Annotated in this window: 15 protein-coding genes; 10 read left to right on the forward strand and 5 right to left on the reverse strand. The window is 56.3% G+C overall.

Annotated features, from left to right (window positions below; all coding sequences use genetic code 11):
* Positions 1-280 precede the first annotated feature (280 nt).
* From LKE90_RS05975 to LKE90_RS05995, 5 genes are all read right to left on the reverse strand, one after another.
* The gene (locus LKE90_RS05975; protein ID WP_291492428.1) at positions 281-2,680 is read right to left on the reverse strand and encodes a TonB-dependent receptor; all 2,400 of its coding nucleotides are present in this window, start codon (positions 2,678-2,680) and stop codon (positions 281-283) included.
* A gap of 1,033 nt (positions 2,681-3,713) precedes the next feature.
* Complete coding sequence (locus LKE90_RS05980; RefSeq protein WP_291492430.1) at positions 3,714-4,745, reverse strand: sulfate ABC transporter substrate-binding protein; 1,032 nt, start codon at positions 4,743-4,745, stop codon at positions 3,714-3,716.
* 23 nt (positions 4,746-4,768) lie between these two features.
* Entirely contained in the window at positions 4,769-6,427 is a 1,659-nt protein-coding gene (locus tag LKE90_RS05985; protein WP_291492432.1) for an OprO/OprP family phosphate-selective porin, read from the reverse strand.
* 71 nt (positions 6,428-6,498) lie between these two features.
* Positions 6,499-7,356: a serine O-acetyltransferase gene (gene cysE / locus LKE90_RS05990; protein WP_407066077.1), complete on the reverse strand. Its 858-nt coding sequence runs from the start codon at positions 7,354-7,356 to the stop codon at positions 6,499-6,501.
* A gap of 22 nt (positions 7,357-7,378) precedes the next feature.
* Positions 7,379-7,597 (reverse strand): hypothetical protein, encoded by a 219-nt coding sequence (locus LKE90_RS05995; RefSeq protein ID WP_291492433.1) that lies wholly within the window; start codon positions 7,595-7,597, stop codon positions 7,379-7,381.
* A 798-nt stretch (positions 7,598-8,395) separates the two neighbouring features.
* On the opposite strand from LKE90_RS05995, the gene LKE90_RS06000 reads away from it, so the two are divergent.
* From LKE90_RS06000 to LKE90_RS06045, 10 genes are all read left to right on the forward strand, one after another.
* Positions 8,396-11,575 (forward strand): efflux RND transporter permease subunit, encoded by a 3,180-nt coding sequence (locus tag LKE90_RS06000; RefSeq protein ID WP_291492435.1) that lies wholly within the window; start codon positions 8,396-8,398, stop codon positions 11,573-11,575.
* On the forward strand, positions 11,572-12,840 hold the full coding sequence (locus tag LKE90_RS06005) for an efflux RND transporter periplasmic adaptor subunit (RefSeq protein ID WP_291492437.1): 1,269 nt from the start codon (positions 11,572-11,574) through the stop codon (positions 12,838-12,840). Before LKE90_RS06000 ends, LKE90_RS06005 begins: the two co-directional genes overlap by 4 nt.
* Positions 12,837-14,420 (forward strand): efflux transporter outer membrane subunit, encoded by a 1,584-nt coding sequence (locus tag LKE90_RS06010; protein ID WP_291492439.1) that lies wholly within the window; start codon positions 12,837-12,839, stop codon positions 14,418-14,420. Before LKE90_RS06005 ends, LKE90_RS06010 begins: the two co-directional genes overlap by 4 nt.
* Positions 14,421-14,533: 113 nt before the next feature.
* The gene (locus LKE90_RS06015) at positions 14,534-16,039 is read left to right on the forward strand and encodes an alpha/beta hydrolase family protein (protein WP_291492441.1); all 1,506 of its coding nucleotides are present in this window, start codon (positions 14,534-14,536) and stop codon (positions 16,037-16,039) included.
* A 400-nt stretch (positions 16,040-16,439) separates the two neighbouring features.
* Positions 16,440-16,592: a hypothetical protein gene (locus LKE90_RS06020; protein ID WP_291492443.1), complete on the forward strand. Its 153-nt coding sequence runs from the start codon at positions 16,440-16,442 to the stop codon at positions 16,590-16,592.
* Between the two features lie 157 nt (positions 16,593-16,749).
* Positions 16,750-17,043, forward strand: a complete 294-nt coding sequence (locus tag LKE90_RS06025) for a hypothetical protein (protein ID WP_291492445.1) — start codon at positions 16,750-16,752, stop codon at positions 17,041-17,043.
* A 468-nt stretch (positions 17,044-17,511) separates the two neighbouring features.
* Positions 17,512-18,549 (forward strand): sulfate ABC transporter substrate-binding protein, encoded by a 1,038-nt coding sequence (locus LKE90_RS06030; RefSeq protein ID WP_291492446.1) that lies wholly within the window; start codon positions 17,512-17,514, stop codon positions 18,547-18,549.
* Positions 18,542-19,399, forward strand: a complete 858-nt coding sequence (cysT, locus tag LKE90_RS06035) for a sulfate ABC transporter permease subunit CysT (protein WP_291492448.1) — start codon at positions 18,542-18,544, stop codon at positions 19,397-19,399. Before LKE90_RS06030 ends, cysT begins: the two co-directional genes overlap by 8 nt.
* Positions 19,399-20,223 (forward strand): sulfate ABC transporter permease, encoded by an 825-nt coding sequence (locus LKE90_RS06040; RefSeq protein ID WP_291492450.1) that lies wholly within the window; start codon positions 19,399-19,401, stop codon positions 20,221-20,223. Before cysT ends, LKE90_RS06040 begins: the two co-directional genes overlap by 1 nt.
* Positions 20,220-21,296 carry a sulfate/molybdate ABC transporter ATP-binding protein gene (locus LKE90_RS06045; RefSeq protein WP_291492452.1) on the forward strand — a complete coding sequence of 359 codons (1,077 nt, stop codon included), beginning with the start codon at positions 20,220-20,222 and terminating at the stop codon, positions 21,294-21,296. Before LKE90_RS06040 ends, LKE90_RS06045 begins: the two co-directional genes overlap by 4 nt.
* Positions 21,297-21,354: the final 58 nt, after the last annotated feature.

Below are 21,354 nucleotides of genomic sequence, written 5' to 3' on the forward strand. Positions count from 1 at the left end.
GGTCTGTCAGCCTCTTACAGAACGAAACAGCACTGTCCACATGCCGTTGAAGGGAAGTCGAAAACAGGATTCTTCTTTAACAGAGTTGTAGAAAACTCCATTTTATTCAGACGTCTTTACAAGACTGAATGGTTGACTGCGAGAGCAGCCTTCTACAATCACGGCGGTCACGTCTGCATGTCTGCAATCCACGTCGCCACACTCTTAGAGTTCCGGCTCAGGGATCTGGCCCCGAGCCGAAACATTACGTCTTTCCGATCCACAGATCGACGTGGTCTTCTCAGAAATCGGCCTTGATAGAACCGAAAGCAGTCCTCGGCATGCCAAGGATCATGGACTGGAAGCTGTAACCACTCGCTGAATCCAACGGGTTTCCGTTTTCGCCCATCGTGGCTATATAATATTGATTGGTGATGTTGTTGAGGTTGAACGCCACGGTCAGACCTTTCACGAAACCTCCCAGACGCGACCCATCATCCGATGGCTTTTTGACATGCCATTGCAGGCCAAGATTGGCGAGCCAGTAACTGGGAGCGTGAATCTGCCCGGAATAATCGTAATTTCTGTGACCGATATAGTTTCCTTCGATATAAAAGCTCAGGCTGCGCCAGTCATAGGCGAGATTTGCCTTGTACATGAAGCGCGGATAGTTCACGACCTGCTGATTTTTCGTGTGATAAGCCACACCCTGCTGTGTAATATTCTGATCGTAAACTGCGTGGTTATAGCTTACACTGTTTGAGATCGAGAGGTTATGGATCGGACGGATGACAAACTGCGCATCCACGCCGTTCATGGTTATGCTGCCAACATTCGCGACCGCTGACACTGGATTGAGCAGCGACCCGGAGGTGATCTGCTGAAGGCGATTGAAATAGTTGGTCCGGTAGGCATACACCGAAGCATCCATCAGGCGATCCGAGTAACGGTAACCGATGGCGTATGTCCAGTCCTTCTCCGGTCGGATTGAATTGCGGCTCAGATTATAGGCCGCTTGTGTGACTGCGAAAGGCGAGGCTGACAGTTTGAAGCCCGATTCCATGTAGGTTCGGGCATTTTCAGAAATATCTATAAATATTTCATGGTTTTTCAGGAATCTGTAATCGACGCCGATATGCGGGAGAAAGGCCTTTGCCGTAGTCAGGCTTTCACCAGAGGTGATGCCTCCACCAGAGGTGCCATAGTAGGCGGTGCTCAGATATCCGTCACCGACCCTCTGTGTCGAGAGAATGGATTTGAAGCCGAAATGCAGGGCCAGATTCTGGATGGGACGGTATGTATCGTTTACAAATGCTGTAAAGGTGTTGGAATTGTAGTTCTGATTGAATATTTCGGCAAAAGGATTGCGTAACCGCCCGAGATTGTTCGGGAGCCCTCCCACGATCTGGCCATTGACAACATTGGGCTGTTCATACGCCCACATTGAAGACTGGTAGGAATTGTTTTCATACCAGACACCAAGGCCGATATGGTTCCGCGCAATGTCGTAGGACATCTTGGACAGAATACCGAACCGCCGGAAAGAGGGCTGTTTGACAATTTCACTGAGCGGCGAACCATTGGGCGAGGCGAAATAGGGAGAATTCCAGCCGGTTTTCTGCATATCAGCATGACCGTAGGCGGTAGTCACCCATTTCAACTGGTCTGTCAGGGTCAGGTCCGATTTCAGGTATCCCATGAAACCGTGTTCGTTGGTCGGTCCGTCATAATAGGAGGCGTCCAGCGGGTCGGACAGTTTCTCAAACCCTTTGGGATAAATCCCTTTGCTGGCGTTGACGGCCGCCAGATATCCGCTTGCTTTCCCATTATAGTAATTGTCCACCTTGTATCCCAGTTTCTGGATAACTTCCGGTGACAGGTCCTGATATTCGTAAGAATGCATGTCATAATAATTGAAATACGCTGACAAGGCGCTTTTCTGCGCGATCGGCTGGATCAGCTTGGCGGTAGCCTGCTGCGAAAACTGCTGACCAGCGCCTTTCCATTTCTGCTGGTCATTACGCAGATAGGAAACATAGAACCTTGTTCCTGTCGCGTTCAGATCGCCGCTGTCTATCCGCGTATAGGTATGGTACATCGAATAGCTGCCGAACCCCTGCTGAATGGAAGCTCCGAGCTTGTGGGCAGGATCGATGGACCGATAGGCCAGTGAACCACCGAGATTATTACTGGCCGCGACCTCTTCCGCGCCAGCCGACTGCGACACATCGATCCCAGCGACATTCTCCGGCGCCACCGCGAGAGTTGGATTAACACCGTTATAGTTGCGATAAGTCATTTCCCCGAGAGGCATGTCATCCAGCGTGACGCCGACATCCTTTTGGGCAAAGCCGTGCATGTAGATCTGCGTTCCCCATGTGGACGCTCCCAGTGCATCGGCAGACTGGAAATTGATCCCCGGCGACTGATTCAGGGCCGCCATCGGGTTCATGCCCGGAGACAGACGCTCGATGGCGGCTCTCGTGACCAGAACATGTCCAGCGGCCGCACGACGACGGATGGAAACCTTGATCGCTTCCCCTTCGCCAGAGGCCTCCATGGAAGTGGGAGCCTTGTGTTTCCGGGCCACCACCGCCGGTTTGGACGCAGCGTTGGGAGATCCGGACGCCTGATGACGATGCGTGCTGGCGGCAAGAGCGCCATTGTGGAACGAGGGATAGGAGGACAAAATCGTTGTCATACAGAGTGCAGATAAAAAGACCGTTTTTCTTTGTATCGTGAACAATCTCATCACAGACATGACGCTCCTCTCATGAAGCTCGCAAGCTCGTTAGGATGCGTATTCGATAGCTTTTCTGTTTCGATATCGGAATAAAAAAACCGACGGTTTTCAGGCATATTGCGACAAAGCCGTTTCTTTTCCAGACCATCACCTCAAGCTGGGCTTTCAAAGCAGAACATATCAAGTATTTGTAATTACAAGGTTTATTTTAAATCAGATTTTTATTTCCGTGGTTTGACCTGCTGATTGGCAATAAATCCTTCTGGCTCTGAAAACCAGATTTTGAAGATGTATTTTCAGAGAATGTTAGACCGATGAACAGTCTGAGGCTTCATCCGGAACATCAGGGTTAGGCCTGTCTCCCGATACGGAACCAGCGGCAGGTTGAAGCATATGTTCCGACAGGCCGTTGCTCTGTTGGTGTTGGTCACCGACTGCATCAGCGTAAACCCGCCTGTCGGCCGTAACAACGAAAAGAAAAGGGTTCCTTCGACCGCTTGGCCTTCAACAATATCAAGAGGAAAAAAGCCTGCGGGTAACGTCTGGAGCGTTTGCCGCTTGAGATACTGGGACACGTTCAGCGTATCAGAGGCACAACAACGGCAGCAACGCATAAAGGCGATCACTCCGGGCAGGCCAGACAGTACCGACGCAGGACCATCAGCATCGTTTCTCCAGACAGAAGGGCCACTCTGCCCGATCCACCTTCTGATCAATGACAGTTTGGCGCAGCGCGACGGACGATGCTGTCGGTCGCCATGTCTTGTCAGAACGCCACGCTTGATCGCGTTCCCTCTGGCTCCGTCCATTCAGACCGGATTACAGATACAAACATAACTTATGGTTTATTAATGAAACTTATTCGATCAGATGTTTCCGTCTGATCGAACATTGCTCCAGGCAGCCAAACCTGGAGCAATGTCCCGTATTGTCTCAGTAATCCAGAGCTGATGGCTGGCTGCCATACCAGCCATCAGAAACTGCGCGCATATTATTTGCTGTACAACTGATCAAATACGCCATTTTCACTGAAATGCTTTTTCTGCACAGCCTGCCAACCACCAAGGCTGGCGATATCAAACGTCTCGATCTTCTGAAAAACACCTTTGGTTTCAGCGAGAATCGTAGGGTCAACTGGACGGTAATAATGCTTTGCCCCGAGTTTCTGTGCTTCCGGCGTGAAGAGGAACTCTGCATAAGCGGTCGTGACGGCCTCGGTGCCATGCGCCTTGACGTTCTTGTCAACGACGGCGACAGGCGGTTCCGCAAGAACGCTGACAGACGGCACAACGATATCGAACTGATCCGGCCCGACATCGCGGGCGGCGAGCAATGCTTCGTTTTCCCACGCAATCAGCACGTCACCCAGATGGCGTTGCACGAAAGAGTTGGTCGCCCCTCGCGCTCCTGTGTCGAGAACAGGAACATGCTTGAAGAGAGCTTTCAGATAGTCTTTTGCAGCATCTTCCGACTGACCGTGTGTGCGAAGCGCCCAGCCCCACGCGGCAAGATAGTTCCAGCGTGCGCCGCCGGATGTTTTGGGGTTGGGCGTGATGACCGAAACATCGTCACGGATCAGGTCAGGCCAGTCGTGAATATTCTTCGGATTTCCCTTGCGCACCAGAAACACGATCGTACTGGTGAACGGAGTGGAATTATGTGGCAGACGCTTCTGCCAGTCGGCTGCAAGCAGACCGTGCTGGGCCAGAATGTCGATATCGTAGGCCAGCCCCAACGTGACGATATCAGCCGGCGCGCCTTCCAGAACAGAGCGTGACTGAGCGCCGGAACCGCCGTGAGAGGTTTTCACCAGCACCCGGTCATCAGGATGATCCTTTGACCAGAAGGCGGAAAAAGCTTTGTTGATATCAGCGTAAAGCTCACGCGTTGGGTCATATGAAACATTCAGGAGCGACCAGCTTGCGGCATGCGCTGCATGCACGCCCCCCACAAAACCGGCCACACCGGCAGCCACTCCGCCCTTGAGAAGCGCACGACGGCTGAAAGCAAAAGTATTCTTCATGACATGTCTTCCTGTCTTTTCGCTCAGAATGCCGCCTGCGCTCTGGCAACAATGGCGTTTCCATCACGGCCGAGAACATTCACGCCACCGCTGACACCTTTCGAGCGGGACACGATGTAGCGGGCGTAATCGAGCATGAATTTGATGTGCTGGTTGGGATACCAGTTGAAGCCTGCCTGCCACACGGTCTGCTGATTACCGTTGACGCCGGTTCCTCCCTGACTGGCGACGTCACCAAGGTCAGTCACGCTCCAGCGACCGCTGACTTCCAGCGCGCCCCAGTGATTATGAGCCGGATCGAAGTCATATTCGACACCCGGGCTTGTAAACGCGGCGATCTTCGGATTGTAGGCACGCGGATGACCGAAAATCGTATAGTTGGCGGCCACATACCAGCCGTCAAAGCCCAGCGAAGGCAGGTTGCTGCCCGCAGGCTGATTCCCGCGGGAAACGCCGATATGGTAATATTCGCTTTTCAGCAGAAGATTTTTCCAGCGGAAGGCAAGCTGCGGTCCTGCCGCCCATATCTGCGACACATTCTTGAGCGCACCGGATGTCAGCAGGGAAGTCTCTCCCAGCGGAACCTCCATGTTGTCACTGAAGGTATAGTTACGACCAGAAGAGTTTTCATTAAGCTTGAAAGCGGCTGTCGCTCCAGCGCCAACATGGACATCAATGTCCTTGCTCACATAAGGACGACCGGCGATACGGGCCACACCACCCGTCTGGCTGTCGGTGATGGTCGTATCCTTGTTACGGTCGCCAAATTTCTGGCCCGTGAAATAGGCCGCTGCCAGCCAGCGTTTTTCCCAATGCTCGCCGCCCACGCTGAAGCGCGCAACGCCGCCTGCAATGTTACGGACCAGATCAACGATGGTAGGACGCTCAAGGAATTCAAACGCACCCGAGCGTTCAGCACTTTCTTCTTCCATACGCGGCTGGAAGTAGCCCACTGTCAGCATGGTGTTCCTGAGACCGGTATAGTTCAGGTTCGCTTCAAACAGACCAACAGTGCCATCGACGGAACTGGACCCGAAATCAGGCGTCACGTTGACGACCCAGTCCTTGTAGCGCCAGGAAAAATATAAACGCAGACGACGCGCATTCTGGGTAAAATTGTTGAAATTTCCCTTGGCTTCACTACCACGCGGGCCCGCTCCGAGAAAGCCTCCGAAATCTTCCTGCGCAAGCAGACCGACTGAAAAGGCGTAAGAACCGTCCTCAGAAGCAATGGTCGGCCTTCCCTTCGGGAAACCAATCTGCATGCCACCAATCTGTAGGGTTTCGTTCTTGGCATTGGCTGCCTTGAAATCAGCCCATGACTGCACAGGCCCTTCCGGAAGGGCAATCCGGCTTTCAGACGGAGACCGCGGTCCACTCGGACGGGCGGCAACCTGCGAGAAAACCGGCTTCACTTCATCGGAGCCAGCACTGGCCAGATGGGAGTCATGGTGCCGGAACCGCGCCGCGTTTTCATGAAGCGGGCTGCCACGGCCATGATCACCACTGACCTGCGCCCGAAAATCATGACGCATTTCCGCCATTTCCTGCCGCATGGCCGCGAGTTCACGGCGCAACTCCAGCACTTCAGGGTCGGTGGAACGCGCTTCCGCATGGTGCGGAAGAGTGGAAGCAAGAAACGGTGAAGCCAGAAACAATGTTCGGCGGAGTGTCGTGTTCATGGAAAGCCCGGTCACTTGAGAAAACAGCAGTTGTTTTGGTTTATGTCAGAAAAAGCGGATCATGCGTCGGTTCAGATTACATAATCCACGGCAGGAAGAGACTGATCCATTGTCAGGGAAGGTAATCCCGTGTGTTTTTTCCCCACAGGCCGTGCTGGATTACCAACAACGGTCGTATAAGGCTCAACAGACTTCAAAACGATCGCTCCCGCGCCTATTCTGGCGCCTTCGCCAATCTCGATATTGCCCAGCACTTTTGCGCCGGTTCCAATCAGCGCGCCACGGCGCACCTTGGGATGTCGGTCTCCCCCTTCCTTGCCTGTCCCGCCCAGCGTGACGTTCTGGAGAAGGGCGACATCATCTTCCACCACAGCGCTTTCACCCACCACAATCCCGGTACCATGGTCGAACATGATTCTTTTCCCGAGTTTCGCGGCTGGATGAATATCCACAGCAAAGAGTTCCGACGCCCTACCCTGAATATAACGCGCCAGAAATTTCCGGTTTTCCTGCCATAGCCAGTGAGCGACACGATGCGCCTGCACAGCCTGAAATCCCTTGAAAAAGAGAAACGGTGTAATGTGATCGACAGCCGCGGGATCTCTTTCCCGGATTGAACGCAGATCCGCCGCCACCGTTTCAACAGCGCCCGGCCATGTCAGAAAGAAGTCTCGGATCAGGACTTCCAGAACTTGAGCGGGCACCATCTCTCCCGCAAATTTGGAGGAGAGGAGACGCGCCAGCCCTCCCGCCAGATCGGGCTGATCCAGAATGCAGCTTCGGATCAGCCCCACCAGAACCATATCGGCATTGAGACGCGCTTCCTTGCGCATTGTCTGCCAGAGTTCGGCCGAGCTTTCTTCCTGTGCGTGAAGAGGCAGGCTGTGGCCTTTGTGGGACACAGCCACAGGCTCACGATCTCCCTGCATCAACGCCCCGACCGCGAGACGCTCAGACCGGGCGATGAACACGGGAGCCTCCGTTTCGCGCGGAACCACGGAACTGGGAGACTGCGCGACGCACCAGTTCTCTTCGCTCGTTCAGAATCTGATTATGCAGGGCGCGGACGCTGTCATGCGTCGCGTAGAAACGATGGGACGTCCGGTTGGTGTCCAGAATGATGGTGCCCAGAAAAACACCATCGATTTCAACTGTATGAGATTCATACATGGCAATCTGCCTTCATGACCAAAATGGCTGGCCGGCAGATCGCTGCCGGCTATCGGGGGTAAGTGACACCCATCATGGTGCCGACGCAGTCGGCCCGACATCGGGCCGTGCGACACATTCGATCTGACATCGCGTGCATGCCTCTCATCTTTCTCACAGCATCCTGCGTGCTGACGGTGCATTAGAGGCACACTCACACCGCAGGGTCAATAAACAACGACAGCGTAAGATGATATAATAACAACAAAAAATCATATAACTATTTTATATAGTTTAATTATAATTCAATTATATCAGATAATTATGATAAAAATTGCTCATACCACACTTTCATAAAAAAATTTCACATCCATAATCTCTCTTATCCGACAGAATCGAAACCGCTTGATAAAATCGTATATAATATATCACTATTGAATTTTGTTATAAGAGCGTCATTGTCACAAATATTTTTCGCAGCATCCTTAAAAGACAGGCCCCTCTGCCAAAAATAAAAGAAAAAATCTCATCAGATACAATTTGCCACGAGACCCAGAAACGCCGCTTTTCCGAAAGCATCTTCACAGGAAGCGTTTGCCCTCTGAGAAAACCATCAGTAAGCCATGATCAGGAAAGCATGCACGACATCGGACGCAGGAGACTTTCTCAGAGGTTCACCCTGCTTTCATGTTGGGCGCGGATACGTCGAACACAGAACGCATCCTAAAAAGTAATTTACTGGCACCCCGCCGTGCCTGCTGTCACAGAGGGCGATATGAACATTCCATCCAGTTCAGAGCAGGCCGGAAACAGGTCGGCATGAATGAGATCGTTCTGGTCGCGCTGAAGCGTCCCTATACGTTCGTCGTCCTGTCGATCCTGATTCTGGTTTTTGGCCTTCGCGCTATTGTATCGACGCCGACAGACGTCTTTCCGAGCATTCGCATTCCTGTGGTGGCCGTCGTCTGGACCTATACCGGCCTCATGCCGGAAGATATGTCCGGGCGTGTCATTTATTACTATGAACGCGCCCTGACCGCGACGGTCAATAATATCGAACATATCGAGAGCCAGTCCTATTACGGGCGCGGCATCGTCAAGGTGTTCTTTCAGCCCGGCACGGACCCTTCCGCCGCACAGACCCAGATCACCGCCGTCTCCCAGACCGTTCTGAAACAGATGCCGACAGGGTCCACGCCTCCGCTGGTCCTCACCTACAACGCGTCTTCCGTTCCGGTTCTGACGCTTCAGGTGTCTTCGACGCATCTGACAGCCTCCGAAATCTACGACATGTCGTCGAACCTGATCAGACCGGCGCTGGTGTCTGTCGCAGGTGCGGCCATCCCCAATCCATATGGCGGTCAGCCGGGCAATGTCATGGTGGATCTCGATCCGACCAAGCTGCTCGCACACGGGCTGTCGCCCGTGGACGTGTCCACGGCCCTTGGAAAACAGAACATCGTTCTCCCCGCCGGTGACCAGAAAATCGGCACGTTCGACTGGATGGTGCAAACCAACGCCTCGCCGCGAGAGATCGACTCACTGAATGAGCTGCCGATCAAGCAGGTCGGCAATTCCGTCGTCTATATGCGCGACGTCGCATGGGTGCATCAGGGCGGCCCCCCGCAGACCAATCTCGTGCTGGTCAAGGGGCAGCAGGGCGTGCTGATCGTCATCATGAAAAGTGGCGACGCCTCGACACTCGACGTTGTCGCGGGAGTCAAGAAACTCCTGCCGGGGATTCAGAAAACACTCCCCTCAGGCGTGGATATCCGCGTCATCAATGACGCATCCACCTTCGTCAAGGAATCCGTCCGGGACGTGGTGCAGGAAATGCTGACGGCGGCCTGCCTGACCGGGCTGGTCGTGCTGCTGTTCCTTGGCTCCTGGCGTTCCACCGTCATCATCGCGACGTCCATTCCGCTGGCGATGCTGTGTTCGATCATCGCCCTGCGCTGGGCCGGTCAGACCATCAACGTCATGACGCTGGGCGGTCTGGCGCTGGCTGTCGGCATCCTCGTCGATGACGCGACGGTCATGATCGAGAATATTGACGCGCATCTGGCCATGGACAAGGATCTCGAAACGGCCATCATCGACGCGGCCAACCAGATCGTCATCGCCACCTTTGTCTCCACACTCTGCATCTGTATCGTCTGGATGCCGCTCTTCCAGCTTAGCGGCGTGGCTGGATGGCTGTTCATGCCGATGGCCGAAGCCATTATCTTCGCGATGATCGCCTCCTTTATCCTGTCCAGAACGCTCGTTCCGACCATGGCCAAATACATGCTGGCGGCACAGGTCGCCGCCGGACACGGGCATGGCGCCGGGGAGCCGAAATCGTTCTTCGGGCGATTCCAGCGCGGGTTCGAGGCGAAGTTCGAGCAGTTCCGCCACGCCTATCGTGACATGCTGGCCAGCCTCCAGACCATGCGCGGCTCCTTTATCGGCGGCTTTCTTGTCGCCTCGCTCTCGTCGCTTGGTCTGCTGTTTTTCGTAGGGCAGGATTTCTTCCCCGAGATCAAATCGAACTCGCTCGCCATGCATATGCGGGCTCCCCTCGGTACCCGCATCGAAGAGGCAGGCAAGATTTCCCAGCTCATCAACGATGAGATCAGCCGCCTGCTCCCCGGACAGGTCGAAACGATCGTCGATAACTGCGGACTGCCTTTCAGCGCCCTCAATCAGGCCTTCATCCCCACGCCTACGGTTGGCACACAGGACTGCGATCTGACGATTACGCTCAAGGACGAAGAATCCCCTGTCGCGGAATATCGGCAGATTCTGCGTAAAGGACTGGGGCGCGCTTTCCCCGGCACACAGATCACATTCCAGCCCGCTGACCTGACGGCGAAAATCCTGAATTTCGGCGCGCCTGCCCCACTCGACGTGCAGATTGTCGGACGAAACCTGAAAGAGAATTTCGCCTTCGCAAACCATCTTGCCGCCCGTCTCCGGCATGTACCGGGCCTGACGGACATTTCCGTTCAGCAGCCCATGACCACCCCGACATTGCTGGTCAATGCACGACGCAGCTTCGCGCTGGGAACCGGCATCACGGAAGCGAACGTCACCAACAACATGCTGGTCTCCCTGTCGGGCAGCTCGCAGGTCGGACAGGTCTACTGGCTCGATCCAAAGACCGGCGTCTCGCATCTGATCGATATCCAGACCCCGGCGCACTTCCTCCAGACCCTGAATGATCTGGAACTGACCCCGATCGACAAGGGAGACGGCAATCCGACGGGCGTGCCGCCGCAGATTCTTGGCGGTCTGAGCGAGATTGAGCAGACCGGCACACCCGGAGAGATCGCGCACTACAACATCATGCCGGTGTTTGACATCTACGCTTCCAATGAAGGGCTGGATCTCGGACGGGTGGCGAAACAGGTGGACCGCATTGTCGAGCAGGAGCAGGCGCGTCTTCCACACGGCTCATCCATGTCAGTGAACGGTCAGGGCGTGACGATGAACGCGGCCTATATCCAGTTGATCGGCGGTCTCGCCATGTCGATCCTGCTGGTCTATCTGGTGATCGTCGTCAATTTCCAGTCGTGGCTTGATCCGTTCATCATCATCACCGCCCTTCCCGGCGCGCTGGCCGGTATCGCCTGGTCGCTGTTCCTGACCCAAACCGCCCTGTCCGTTCCTGCGCTGACGGGTGCGATCATGTGCATGGGCACGGCGACCGCGAACTCCATTCTGGTGGTGTCCTTCGCCCGTGACGAACTGCTGCGTCATGGCGACGCCGTAAAGGCGGCGGTCGACGCCGGATTCGAGCGTATCCGTCCTGTGTTGATGACGGCCTCCGCCATGATCGTCGGCATGCTGCCCATGGCCATGAGCAACTCGCAGAATGCTCCGCTCGGACGGGCTGTCATGGGAGGTCTGATCGTCGCGACGATTTCAACGCTGATCTTCGTGCCGTGCGTTTTCGCCGCCATCCATTCACGCCGCCATGGAAAACAGATGTCACATCCGGAAGGAGAAATCGCATGAGCGCCCAGACTTCACGCGGACGCCTCGTGCTGATCCTTGTCGTCATTCTCGCCATTGTTCTGGCTGGATGGGGTATCTTCCAGCGCAACATGCACTATGACCACCTCGCCCGCGAGACGACGGAAAACGCTCTCCCGCAGGTTCAGATCATCACTGCCCAGCCGGGACCGGATCACCTCAGCCTTGACCTGCCAGCCAACATCTCGGCCTGGTATCTGGCGCCGATCTACGCGCAGGTCTCCGGCTACGTGAAGATGTGGTACAAGGACATCGGCGCACACGTGAAGGCGGGTGAGGTTCTGGCGGAAATCGACACGCCGGGTCTCGATGCCCAGTATGCGGCAGCCAAGGCCAATCTGGACGTGGCGGTCGCCCGCTACAAGCTGGCGCAGATCACCTCCAGACGCTGGAAGGCTCTGGAAGGCACGCAGGCTGTGTCCCAGCAGGAAGTCGATGTGCAGGCCGCCAACGCCGAAGCCGAAAAGGCGCAGGTTGAAGCTGCCCGTCATGAAATGGAGCGCTATCAGGCTCTCGAAGGGTTCAAGAAAATCGTAGCGCCCTTCGATGGTGTCGTGACGGCCCGTATGGCGGATGTCGGCGACTACGTGAATGCCGGACGGGGCGATGTCGGTTCTCGCGGGAACGCCACGGAACTGTTCAGTGTGGCCGATGTCCACGCCATGCGCATCTTCGTTTCGGTGCCACAGGATTACGCCTACATCATCAGCCCCGCCCTGACCGCGACATTGAGCATCCCCCAGTTTCCCGGCCGGACTTTCAAGGCGCGCTATGTCGCGACAGCCGCCGCCTTTAATCCCAATACCCGTACCGTGACCACGGAACTGATGGTTGATAACCCCCTTGGGGAACTGTGGCCCGACTCATTCGCCACAGCGCACTTCGAAGCGCCGGGCGACGCCAACATGCTGATCCTGCCGCAGGGCGCCCTGATTTTCCGGGCCGAGGGCATGCAGGTGGCCGTGGTTGACCCGACCGACCATGTGCATCTGGTGCCAATCAAGGTCGGCACCGTGCTCGGAACCACCGTGCAGGTGCTGGCCGGCATCAGCCGTTCCGACCGGATCATCAACAACCCGTCCGCGGGGCTGCTCGACGGTGACAAGGTCCGCATCGTGCCGGGCACACGCGGATACAACATACCCTCCACCCAGCCGAAGAAGCCTGCCGCTTCGTCTCAGGGCGATGATGTCAGGGCGATGCCCGAAGACAACAGGCCGTCGGCAGAAGCAGGGGCCCGCGAATGAGGCCCTCTTTTTCCCGTCATGTCGCCTTTCTGTTTTTAGCCACCTCAACCCTCACCGGCTGTGATCTGGCGCCACGCTACGCTCCCGCAAAGCTGCTGTATCCGGCTCAGTGGGAAGGTCAGGGCGTGATGCGTTACGGGCGACCGGATGATGGCGCCCCGCGATCAGACTGGTGGCGCGATTTCGGCGACCCGGAACTGGATCAACTGGAAGAGCGGATGCTGGCCGCCAATCCGGACCTTCAGGCCGCCGCCGAAAGCTTTACCCAGTCGCGTGACGTGGCCGCGCAGGTTGCCTCCCACCTGTATCCGCAAGTCATCGGCGGAGCGAGCGGTGAAAAGGATAAAAGCTCCCGGCACCGACTGTGGCGGGGCGGCACAGCCACAGGCCCGATTTACATGTCGTCCGAGCAATATCAGGCGGCAGCCACATGGGAGCCGGATTTCTGGAACGCCATCAGAAACCGGACGCTGATCGCCAAGCAGTCGGCTCAGGAAAGCGCGGCTGACTATGCTGTCGCGCGCCTCAGCCTGACGACGGAGCTTGCTTCCGATTACATCGCGCTCCGGGGGCTTGACGCGCAGGACGCCGTGTATCGAGACTCAATCAGATATTACGAACTGGCGGTGCAGATCACCCATATGCGTCTGGCGGGCGCCATCGCCGCCGGTCTGGATGTGTCACGCGCGGAGGCCCAGCTTGCCTCCACACAGGCTGAAGAGACCGACATCCGGGCGCGGCGGGACGTGATGGAACATGCCATTGCCGTTCTGGTGAACATGGCGCCAGCCTCCTTTCATATCACGCCACGGGACAGGATCGCTCTTGCCGATATTCGTCCTGCGGTAGGACTGCCTTCCACCCTACTTGAACGCCGCCCGGACATTGCCGCATCGGAACGGGCCATGGCGCAGGCCAATCGCGCCATAGGAGTGTCCCGTGCGGCCTTTTATCCGCATGTCACGTTCAACGCGATGACGGGTTTTATGGATAACGGCTTCGATCTCGCGTCGCTGTCGAACTCGATGTACCAGTTCGGAGCACAGGCCATCCTCCCCCTGTTTCAGGGCGGTGTGCGTCGCGCCGAGTTGCAGCGTTCATGGTCGCAATACCGTCAGTCCGAGGAGACCTATCGATCGAAGGTCCTCTCCGCCTTTCAGGAGGTCGAGGACGGCCTGACCAACACGAACCGCCTGCGGACAGAGACGGATCAGCAGGCCAGAGCCGTGGATGCGGCCCTCCGCACCCAGACGATGACCATGCAGCTTTATACCGGCGGCCTGACAAACTATCTTGATGTCGTCGTGGCGCAGCAGGCCGCACTTGTCGCCCGCGTCGGCCTTGTCGGGGTCAAGACACGGCAGCGCCAGTCGGTCGTGGCCCTGATCGGCGCTCTTGGCGGCGGCTGGTCGAAGCAGGATCTCCCTGCCCTCAGGCAGATACGCCCCTTCAAACCCTTGCAGTATGACGGTCTGCATACCCCAAAACCGGTCGGCGATGTCCCGGTGACGACACGCAGCACGGACAGCGACCTGACCGGCCCGGCTCAGACTCCAGTTTCGCAGGATGCGGCACGGTAAGGAACTTCCGGAGACGGGCGTTCCTTACCGCCGGTGATCAGGTCTGTCTTGTTGTGCCTTGCCAGTCATTTCAACTGGTGTAATCCGGGCAGGTTCAACAAGGACGTCTCCTGATGCATCGTTATGTCGTTTCATCCCTTGCCATCACCGCAGCGATGTCTTTCACGGTGTCCGCCCTGCACGCGGCCCCCATTGCACCGCTATCCGAGACAGAGACAACACTGTCAGAGCACCATAAGGCTTTTTCGGAACAGTTCTTTCGTCTGCCAGCCAGAGACGGCACCATTCTTGAAGCCACCCTGCTTCTGCCTCACACAACCGCCCCGTTTCCTCTTGCCATTGTCAGTGGCGGCGCTTCCCATATTTCGTCTTCCAATCACGGACCACGCGATCGCTACAGCTATCTCAGCGGATATTTTCTTGCGCGCGGTTATGCGGTCCTGCGCCCCATGCCACGAGGATTTGCAGGTTCGGAAGGCCACCTGATCTCTGATGGATGTGAGGTCACCACGACCGCCCGCCGTAATGCCGACGATATCCGTTATGTGTCAGCCTCCATTCTCCAGCTTCCGGACATTGACGCCTCGCGGATTGTCACCGCTGGCGTCAGTTTTGGCGGCTGGGTGCAGATGGCCATGGGGACAATGCCGCTTCCCGGGACAAGGGCGCAGTTCCTGTTCTTTCCCCTGATGCAGATTTCGAGCTGCCACAATGACGGTGACAGGCTGCTGGCCGGTGCGAGTGAGTTTGGGGCCGAAACCCGTTTGCCGACCTTATGGGTACAGGGCGAGAATGATTCTCTGGCGACCACAGAAGCGTGGAAAGCAAGATACGCCGCCTACAAGGAGAAGAATCCCCGGGCGGAACTGGTCGATGTTCCTCCCTTTCTCAATGATTCCCACTCCCTTCTGAATGATCCTGACGGCCTCAGGCCGTGGATGGCTCAGGCGGATGCGATGCTCGAACAGGCAGGGCTCCCCTACAGGGTTGTCATAGCCGATTATCTTCCAGCCCTTCCCCCTCCAGCTTCCGGCTATGCGGAACTGAACGATTTCAGCAGATTGCCCGCCCGAAACGACATGATGCGCAAGGCTTATCAGGCCTTTCTGGCGCAGGAGACGCCGAGAGCGTTTGTTGTGGGCGACGACGCGGAAAGTGTGGGAGCACACTCAGCCGACCCCATCGCCTCCGCTCTGTCAGCCTGCGGCAAAGCCTCAGGAAACTGCCATCTCTATGCGTATGATAATCGTGTCGTCTGGCAGGGCCATGCGGCATCGCAGGCCAGCCAGCAGACAATCAGCGTGCAGGCGGGTAAAATCGTCTCGGTATTTTACTCGGCCCTCAATATGGACTGCTCGGCACGCTATGTCCCCGCGATCAGACTGGTCAAAGGTCCGGTTCATGGCGCATTAAGAATGAGCACGTCCGCAACCGGCGTGGCCCACCATGCTGTTGGCCCCCTGACGAAATGCAACACCATCCCCGTCAGGGGCTCTGTCCTGCAATATCGCTCCAATCCTGATTTCCATGGGACCGATAGCGTGACCATCACAAAGCAGGTCAGCACCGACCCTTCTGACCTGCCAGTTACTCTGACCTATCTGTTCACGATAAACTGAAAGTCTGAATCATATCTCAAGCTTCTTGCAAATCCCCATACGCCTTAATATGCATTGGTTATCGCCAGATAATTAAGAACCCACGATGGATTGAAAGAGATAAAACCAATATAATTCATATATAATATGAAGTCACTTATACAGAAATATCTTAAAGTAAGGAAAATAAATTCCCGAAATTATCGGCGCTGTATGGACTACAAAATTCCAAGCCAGCAAATCTGTTAATGATATATCCTCTCCTTTTCGTGAATATGTTGCTTCTTTTATATCATCATTAGAAGAAGCTGGAGCAAAAGTAACTGTCACCAACACTTATCGCCCACCTGAACGGGCTTATATGATGCACTGGTCATGGAAAATATTTAAACAACAATGCACTCCCTCAGAAGTCCCTCCTATGGAAGGCGTAGATATTATCTGGAATACCGGCAACGAAAAAGAGGATATTGCCAGAGCGACTATTATGGCTCATGCCTTTGGCATCACAGAATTGAACGTTGCTCCTGCTCTTAAAGCAACCGGAAGGCATATGACCAGAACGGAAATCTGATAATAAAAAATCAATCTGGTGAGAAAATTACAATAACGTCAAATCCAAAAACAGGAATGAACAGTGATCTCCATGAAATAGGTCGTTCTTATGGTGTTATTAAGTTCCACGGCGGCACAAAAGATAAACCACACTGGTCGGTTGGTGGGTGGTAAAAATGAAAAAAACATGCTCCTCGGTTTTATGCATTTGGTGGTTGTTAAGTGGTTACGCTACAGCATCTCCATCAGATGTTGATCAATTTCTCAATGCTGCAAAAGAATGTCAGTTTATCAGTGAAGAATATGATTCCTCACTTCCAGCAGACACACGCAAACAAATGGAAAAAGATTCCAGAACATATTGCCATTACGTAAAAATAAATTCAAATAAAATAAAGATAAAATACAAAAACAACAAGAAAATGATAGAAAAAATAAAGCAATACGACGACCTTTATATAGATAAATAGAGTTTTATTAATAATAAATATCTATTTTAGAGCCTGAATCCGAGGTCAGTCTGATTGATTTCACGTAGAACTCTGCTGATACGAACGATCATCAGCAACGCGTGGGATGACGGGAACATGGCTCGCGGCTTCCAATCGTCTCTCACGGGCAACAGCGCGCATTCCCCATCGCGTAGATCGCTTACCACATACGCCAGATTGCCTTGATCTCATCAGGTTCTCGCAAAACCCATGAATCATAACATGCTGCAATCTACTCGCCTCACTTTCAGCCAGACACTTACAGACACCATTTCGGGACACTCAGCAGGCTTCGCCAGTGCCCCTTGCGCCGATCAATAAATAACATTTTTATATAGTGTATAATTTCATTACCTCATCAACTTGCTTAAATGCCAGCAACCTCTTATGTGTGAACCCATATTACAACGATCAAGTGCCGTAATATAGAACGACCGAGTGCCTGTCATGCCGTCAGACGTCCTTTCCGCCCTTCCCCGGCGCGCCCTTCTTCTCGGGGGACTGGCCTGCGCAGGCTCAGCCGCATTTCTGCGGGGCACCACTGCCCTTGCGGCCACGACACTGCTCAACGTTTCCTACGATCCGACGCGGGAGCTTTATCATGGGATCAACGCGGCGTTTTCTGAAAATGAGAAGAACAGCAGCGGGTCATCCGTAACGGTCCGCACATCCAATGGAGGATCGGGGGCTCAGGCCCGAGCCGTGCTGGAAGGCGCTCCCGCCGATATCGTCTCACTCGGTCTGGCGCGCGATATCGACATGCTGGCCCAGAAAGGTCTCGTGGCGACGGACTGGCAGAAACGTCTGCCGCATAATTCCACGCCATTCACCAGCACAATCGTCTTTCTGGTGCGAAAGGGAAATCCCAAGGCCATTCACGACTGGGCGGATCTGGTGAAAGACAACGTTAAGGTCGTCACACCCAACCCGAAAACCTCCGGCGGGGCACGGTGGAATTATCTCGCGGCATGGGGCTGGGCGCTGCACCAGACTGGTGGGACGGAGGCTGCGGCCCGCGCCTATATTCAGGCGCTATTCCAGCATGTGCCTGTGCTTGACGCAGGCGCACGTGGAGCGACCAACAGTTTCGTGCAGCGCGATCTCGGCGACGTTCTGATCGCATGGGAAAACGAGGCCCTGCTGGCCGCGCATGAACTCGGACCTGACCGGTTCGATATTGTTGTGCCGTCCCTCTCGGTTCTGGCCGAACCTCCGGTCGCACTCGTCGACCATAATGCCCGGACACACGGCACGACCGCCATCGCCCAGCACTATCTGGAGTTTCTCTACTCCTCCAGAGCGCAGGATATTGCGGCAACACACTATTTCCGCCCTACTGACAGCGCGGTGGCGCGCCTCCACGCGGGACAGTTCCCGAAAGTGAAAACCTTCGATATCGCCAGCCTCGGCGGCTGGGCCGCCGTTCAGAAAAAGCACTTCGCTGCGGGAGGAATCTTCGACCAGATTTACACGCAGCATGGCTGAGGCAACCCTTTCCTTGCGCAACCGCACCCGCGACCCTCTGCCCGGCTTCCGGCTGGCGCTGTTCTCCACACTGCTCTGGATCGGACTGATCGTAGCGCTGCCCCTTGCCGCTCTTGTCCTGCGTCCGTGGCAGGAGGGGCTCAGCGCCATGACGACGGCTCTTCATGACGGTCGCATGTTCGCAGCGTTGCGCGTCAGCTTTCTGACCGCCTTTCTCGCCGCCCTGATCAATGTGCCGGTTGGCCTGCTGCTGACCTGGACACTCGTGCGGGTGCGTCTGCCCGGACGGCGGATCGTGGATGCGCTGATTGATCTGCCGTTCGCCATTCCGACCGCCGTGACGGGCATCACACTGGCGACGCTGTATGGGCCGCAGGGCTGGCTCGGCAAGCCGCTGGCGCATCTCGGGATCAGCATCGCCTACTCGACCGCCGGGATTGTCGTGGCGCTGATGTTTGTCGGCCTGCCGTTTATCGTTCGCAGTGTTGAGCCGGTCCTGCGCGGCCTGCCACCGGAACAGGAAGAGGCCGCAGGACTGCTGGGTGCAAGCTCGTGGCAGACCGTGTGGCGCGTGGTGCTGCCCTCGCTGCTTCCGGCCACGGTCAGCGGCTTCGGTCTGGCCTTCGCACGCGGCATCGGTGAATATGGTTCGGTCATTTTCATCGCCGGGAACCAGCCTTTCAGAACCGAAATCGCTCCCCTGCTGGTGGTCGTCCGCCTTCAGGAGTTCGACTACGCGGGCGCGACCTCCATCGCCTTCATCCTGCTTGTCGCCTCCATGCTCTGCCTTGCCAGTGTCGCCATGCTGCGTCGGCGCGTGGCGCGCGGCCTGATCTCGGGAGTGAACTGATGAGCGCTCTCACCCGCTGGTCGCTGGTTGTCGCCACATGGCTCATTGTCGCCGTCGTTCTCATCCTGCCGCCGCTTCTGGTTCTCTCCGAAGCCCTGCGCGATGGACTTCCCACAGCCCTGCAATCTCTGGCCGACCCGGACGCCATTTCCGCCATCAGACTGACGGTCGAGATGACGGTCCTGTCCGTCGTCATCAACTCCGTGTTCGGCGTTCTGGCGGCGTGGCTGATCTCGAAATACCGTTTTCCATTGCGGGGAGCACTGGTGGCCCTGATCGAAATCCCGATCAGCGTGTCTCCTGTGGTTGCCGGTCTGGTGTGGCTGCTGCTGTTCGGCTCGCAAGGCTGGTGGGGCGCCGCACTGGAGCGTTACAACATCCACATCGCGTTTGCTCCGGCGGGCATCCTGCTCGCCACGCTGTTCGTGACCTTCCCTTACGTCACGCGCACGATCCTGCCTCTGATGGAACAGCAGGGTCGGGACGCGGAAGACGCGGCCACGCTGCTGGGCGCATCCTTCTGGCAGATCCTCTGGCGCGTCACCCTACCCGATGCGCGGTGGGCATTGCTGTCTGGGGTGCTCCTCACCACAGCCCGCGCCATGGGCGAATTCGGTGCGGTGTCCGTCGTGTCCGGTCATATTCCGGGCATGACGGAAACAATGCCGCTGCACATCGAAACGCTCTATAATGGCTACCAGTCGGTCGCAGCGTTCTCCATGGCGGCGCTTCTGGCCATCATGGCCATGACGACGGTGGGTTTCAGGGCTTTTTTTGAAAACCGGGCACGACGTGCCGCGCTGGCTGGAGATGCCGGATCATGAGCGTACACATCGAAAAACTCATCCGCCGCGCACCGGGCAACCCGGACCGTATCCTGCTTGACCGCGTCTCCGTCGATATTCCGGATGGTTCGTTCGTGGCGCTGGTCGGACCATCCGGCGCGGGCAAAACCACCCTGCTGCGCTCCATCGCCGGGCTGGACCCGCATTCATCGGGACTGCTGACGATCGACGGACGGGACTCCGCCGAACTGACGCCCCGTGAGCGCAATGTCGGGTTTGTGTTCCAGAACTACGCCCTGTTCCAGCACATGACCGTGGCGAAGAACATCTCCTTCGGCCTCGACGTTCTGCCGGGACGGGACCGTCCGAGCAAAGCCGAGATCGAAGGCCGGGTGAAAGAATTGCTGGAACTGATCCAGCTTCCCAACCTCGGCAACGCCTATCCGCAACGCCTGTCCGGCGGGCAGCGGCAGCGCGTGGCCCTCGCCCGCGCTCTGGCGACAAACCCTAAGCATCTGTTGCTGGATGAACCCTTCGGCGCGCTTGATCCGGTTGTTCGTCGGGCGGTGCGTGAGTGGCTTCGCTCGCTGCATGACCGGCTGGGTCTCACAACCATTCTTGTCACCCACGATCAGGAGGAAGCGCTGGATGTCGCTGACAGGCTGGTCGTGATGCAGGATGGCAGGATCGTGCAGGATGCGGATGCGGGAGAGCTTGAGGCCCACCCTGCCACCCCGTTCGTCATGGAGTTTCTGGGAGAGACGCTCACCTTCCGCGGAACCGTCTCCGGTGGCCTGTTCCTGCCCGAGACGACGCACGTCGTGCCTTTCCCGGTCACGATCGAGGAAGACGGCCCCGCTGTCGCGCTGATCAGACCGCATGAAGTCCGACTGACCGCAGACGCCAGCGGCGCACCGGTCCGTCGTATCGGCTCGCGCTATGGATTATCCCGTTTGGCCGTTGATCTGAACGGACGGATTGTGGAGGTTCTCGGCTCAGGTAGCGAACCGGTTGTCCCTTCCGGCGTCAAACTGCATATTGAAGCGGCCCGTCTGTTCCGGGACGGGGCGCTGCTGAGTGTGAAAAGTGATCGACACGCCGCCGCCGCGTGAAATTCAACAGATTAAAAGCGTGATTACAGCTTTTCTGTTGTCACGAGGGACGCAAAAG

The organism is Acetobacter sp. (assembly GCF_022483985.1).
Classification (GTDB): Bacteria; Pseudomonadota; Alphaproteobacteria; order Acetobacterales; family Acetobacteraceae; genus Acetobacter.

Excerpts from the sequence above, each read along its gene's own strand:
- LKE90_RS06045 (WP_291492452.1), top strand. The coding sequence starts at position 20,220 with ATGAGCGTACACATCGAAAAACTCATCCGCCGCGCACCGGGCAACCCG.
- LKE90_RS06030 (WP_291492446.1), top strand. The coding sequence starts at position 17,512 with ATGCCGTCAGACGTCCTTTCCGCCCTTCCCCGGCGCGCCCTTCTTCTC.
- LKE90_RS06010 (WP_291492439.1), top strand. The coding sequence starts at position 12,837 with ATGAGGCCCTCTTTTTCCCGTCATGTCGCCTTTCTGTTTTTAGCCACC.
- LKE90_RS06025 (WP_291492445.1), top strand. The coding sequence starts at position 16,750 with ATGAAAAAAACATGCTCCTCGGTTTTATGCATTTGGTGGTTGTTAAGT.
- cysT (WP_291492448.1), top strand. The coding sequence starts at position 18,542 with ATGGCTGAGGCAACCCTTTCCTTGCGCAACCGCACCCGCGACCCTCTG.
- LKE90_RS05975 (WP_291492428.1), bottom strand. The coding sequence starts at position 2,680 with ATGACAACGATTTTGTCCTCCTATCCCTCGTTCCACAATGGCGCTCTT.
- LKE90_RS06020 (WP_291492443.1), top strand. The coding sequence starts at position 16,440 with ATGGAAGGCGTAGATATTATCTGGAATACCGGCAACGAAAAAGAGGAT.
- LKE90_RS06005 (WP_291492437.1), top strand. The coding sequence starts at position 11,572 with ATGAGCGCCCAGACTTCACGCGGACGCCTCGTGCTGATCCTTGTCGTC.
- LKE90_RS05985 (WP_291492432.1), bottom strand. The coding sequence starts at position 6,427 with ATGAACACGACACTCCGCCGAACATTGTTTCTGGCTTCACCGTTTCTT.
- LKE90_RS05980 (WP_291492430.1), bottom strand. The coding sequence starts at position 4,745 with ATGAAGAATACTTTTGCTTTCAGCCGTCGTGCGCTTCTCAAGGGCGGA.
- LKE90_RS06015 (WP_291492441.1), top strand. The coding sequence starts at position 14,534 with ATGCATCGTTATGTCGTTTCATCCCTTGCCATCACCGCAGCGATGTCT.
- LKE90_RS06040 (WP_291492450.1), top strand. The coding sequence starts at position 19,399 with ATGAGCGCTCTCACCCGCTGGTCGCTGGTTGTCGCCACATGGCTCATT.
- LKE90_RS05995 (WP_291492433.1), bottom strand. The coding sequence starts at position 7,597 with ATGTATGAATCTCATACAGTTGAAATCGATGGTGTTTTTCTGGGCACC.
- cysE (WP_407066077.1), bottom strand. The coding sequence starts at position 7,356 with ATGCAGGGAGATCGTGAGCCTGTGGCTGTGTCCCACAAAGGCCACAGC.
- LKE90_RS06000 (WP_291492435.1), top strand. The coding sequence starts at position 8,396 with ATGAATGAGATCGTTCTGGTCGCGCTGAAGCGTCCCTATACGTTCGTC.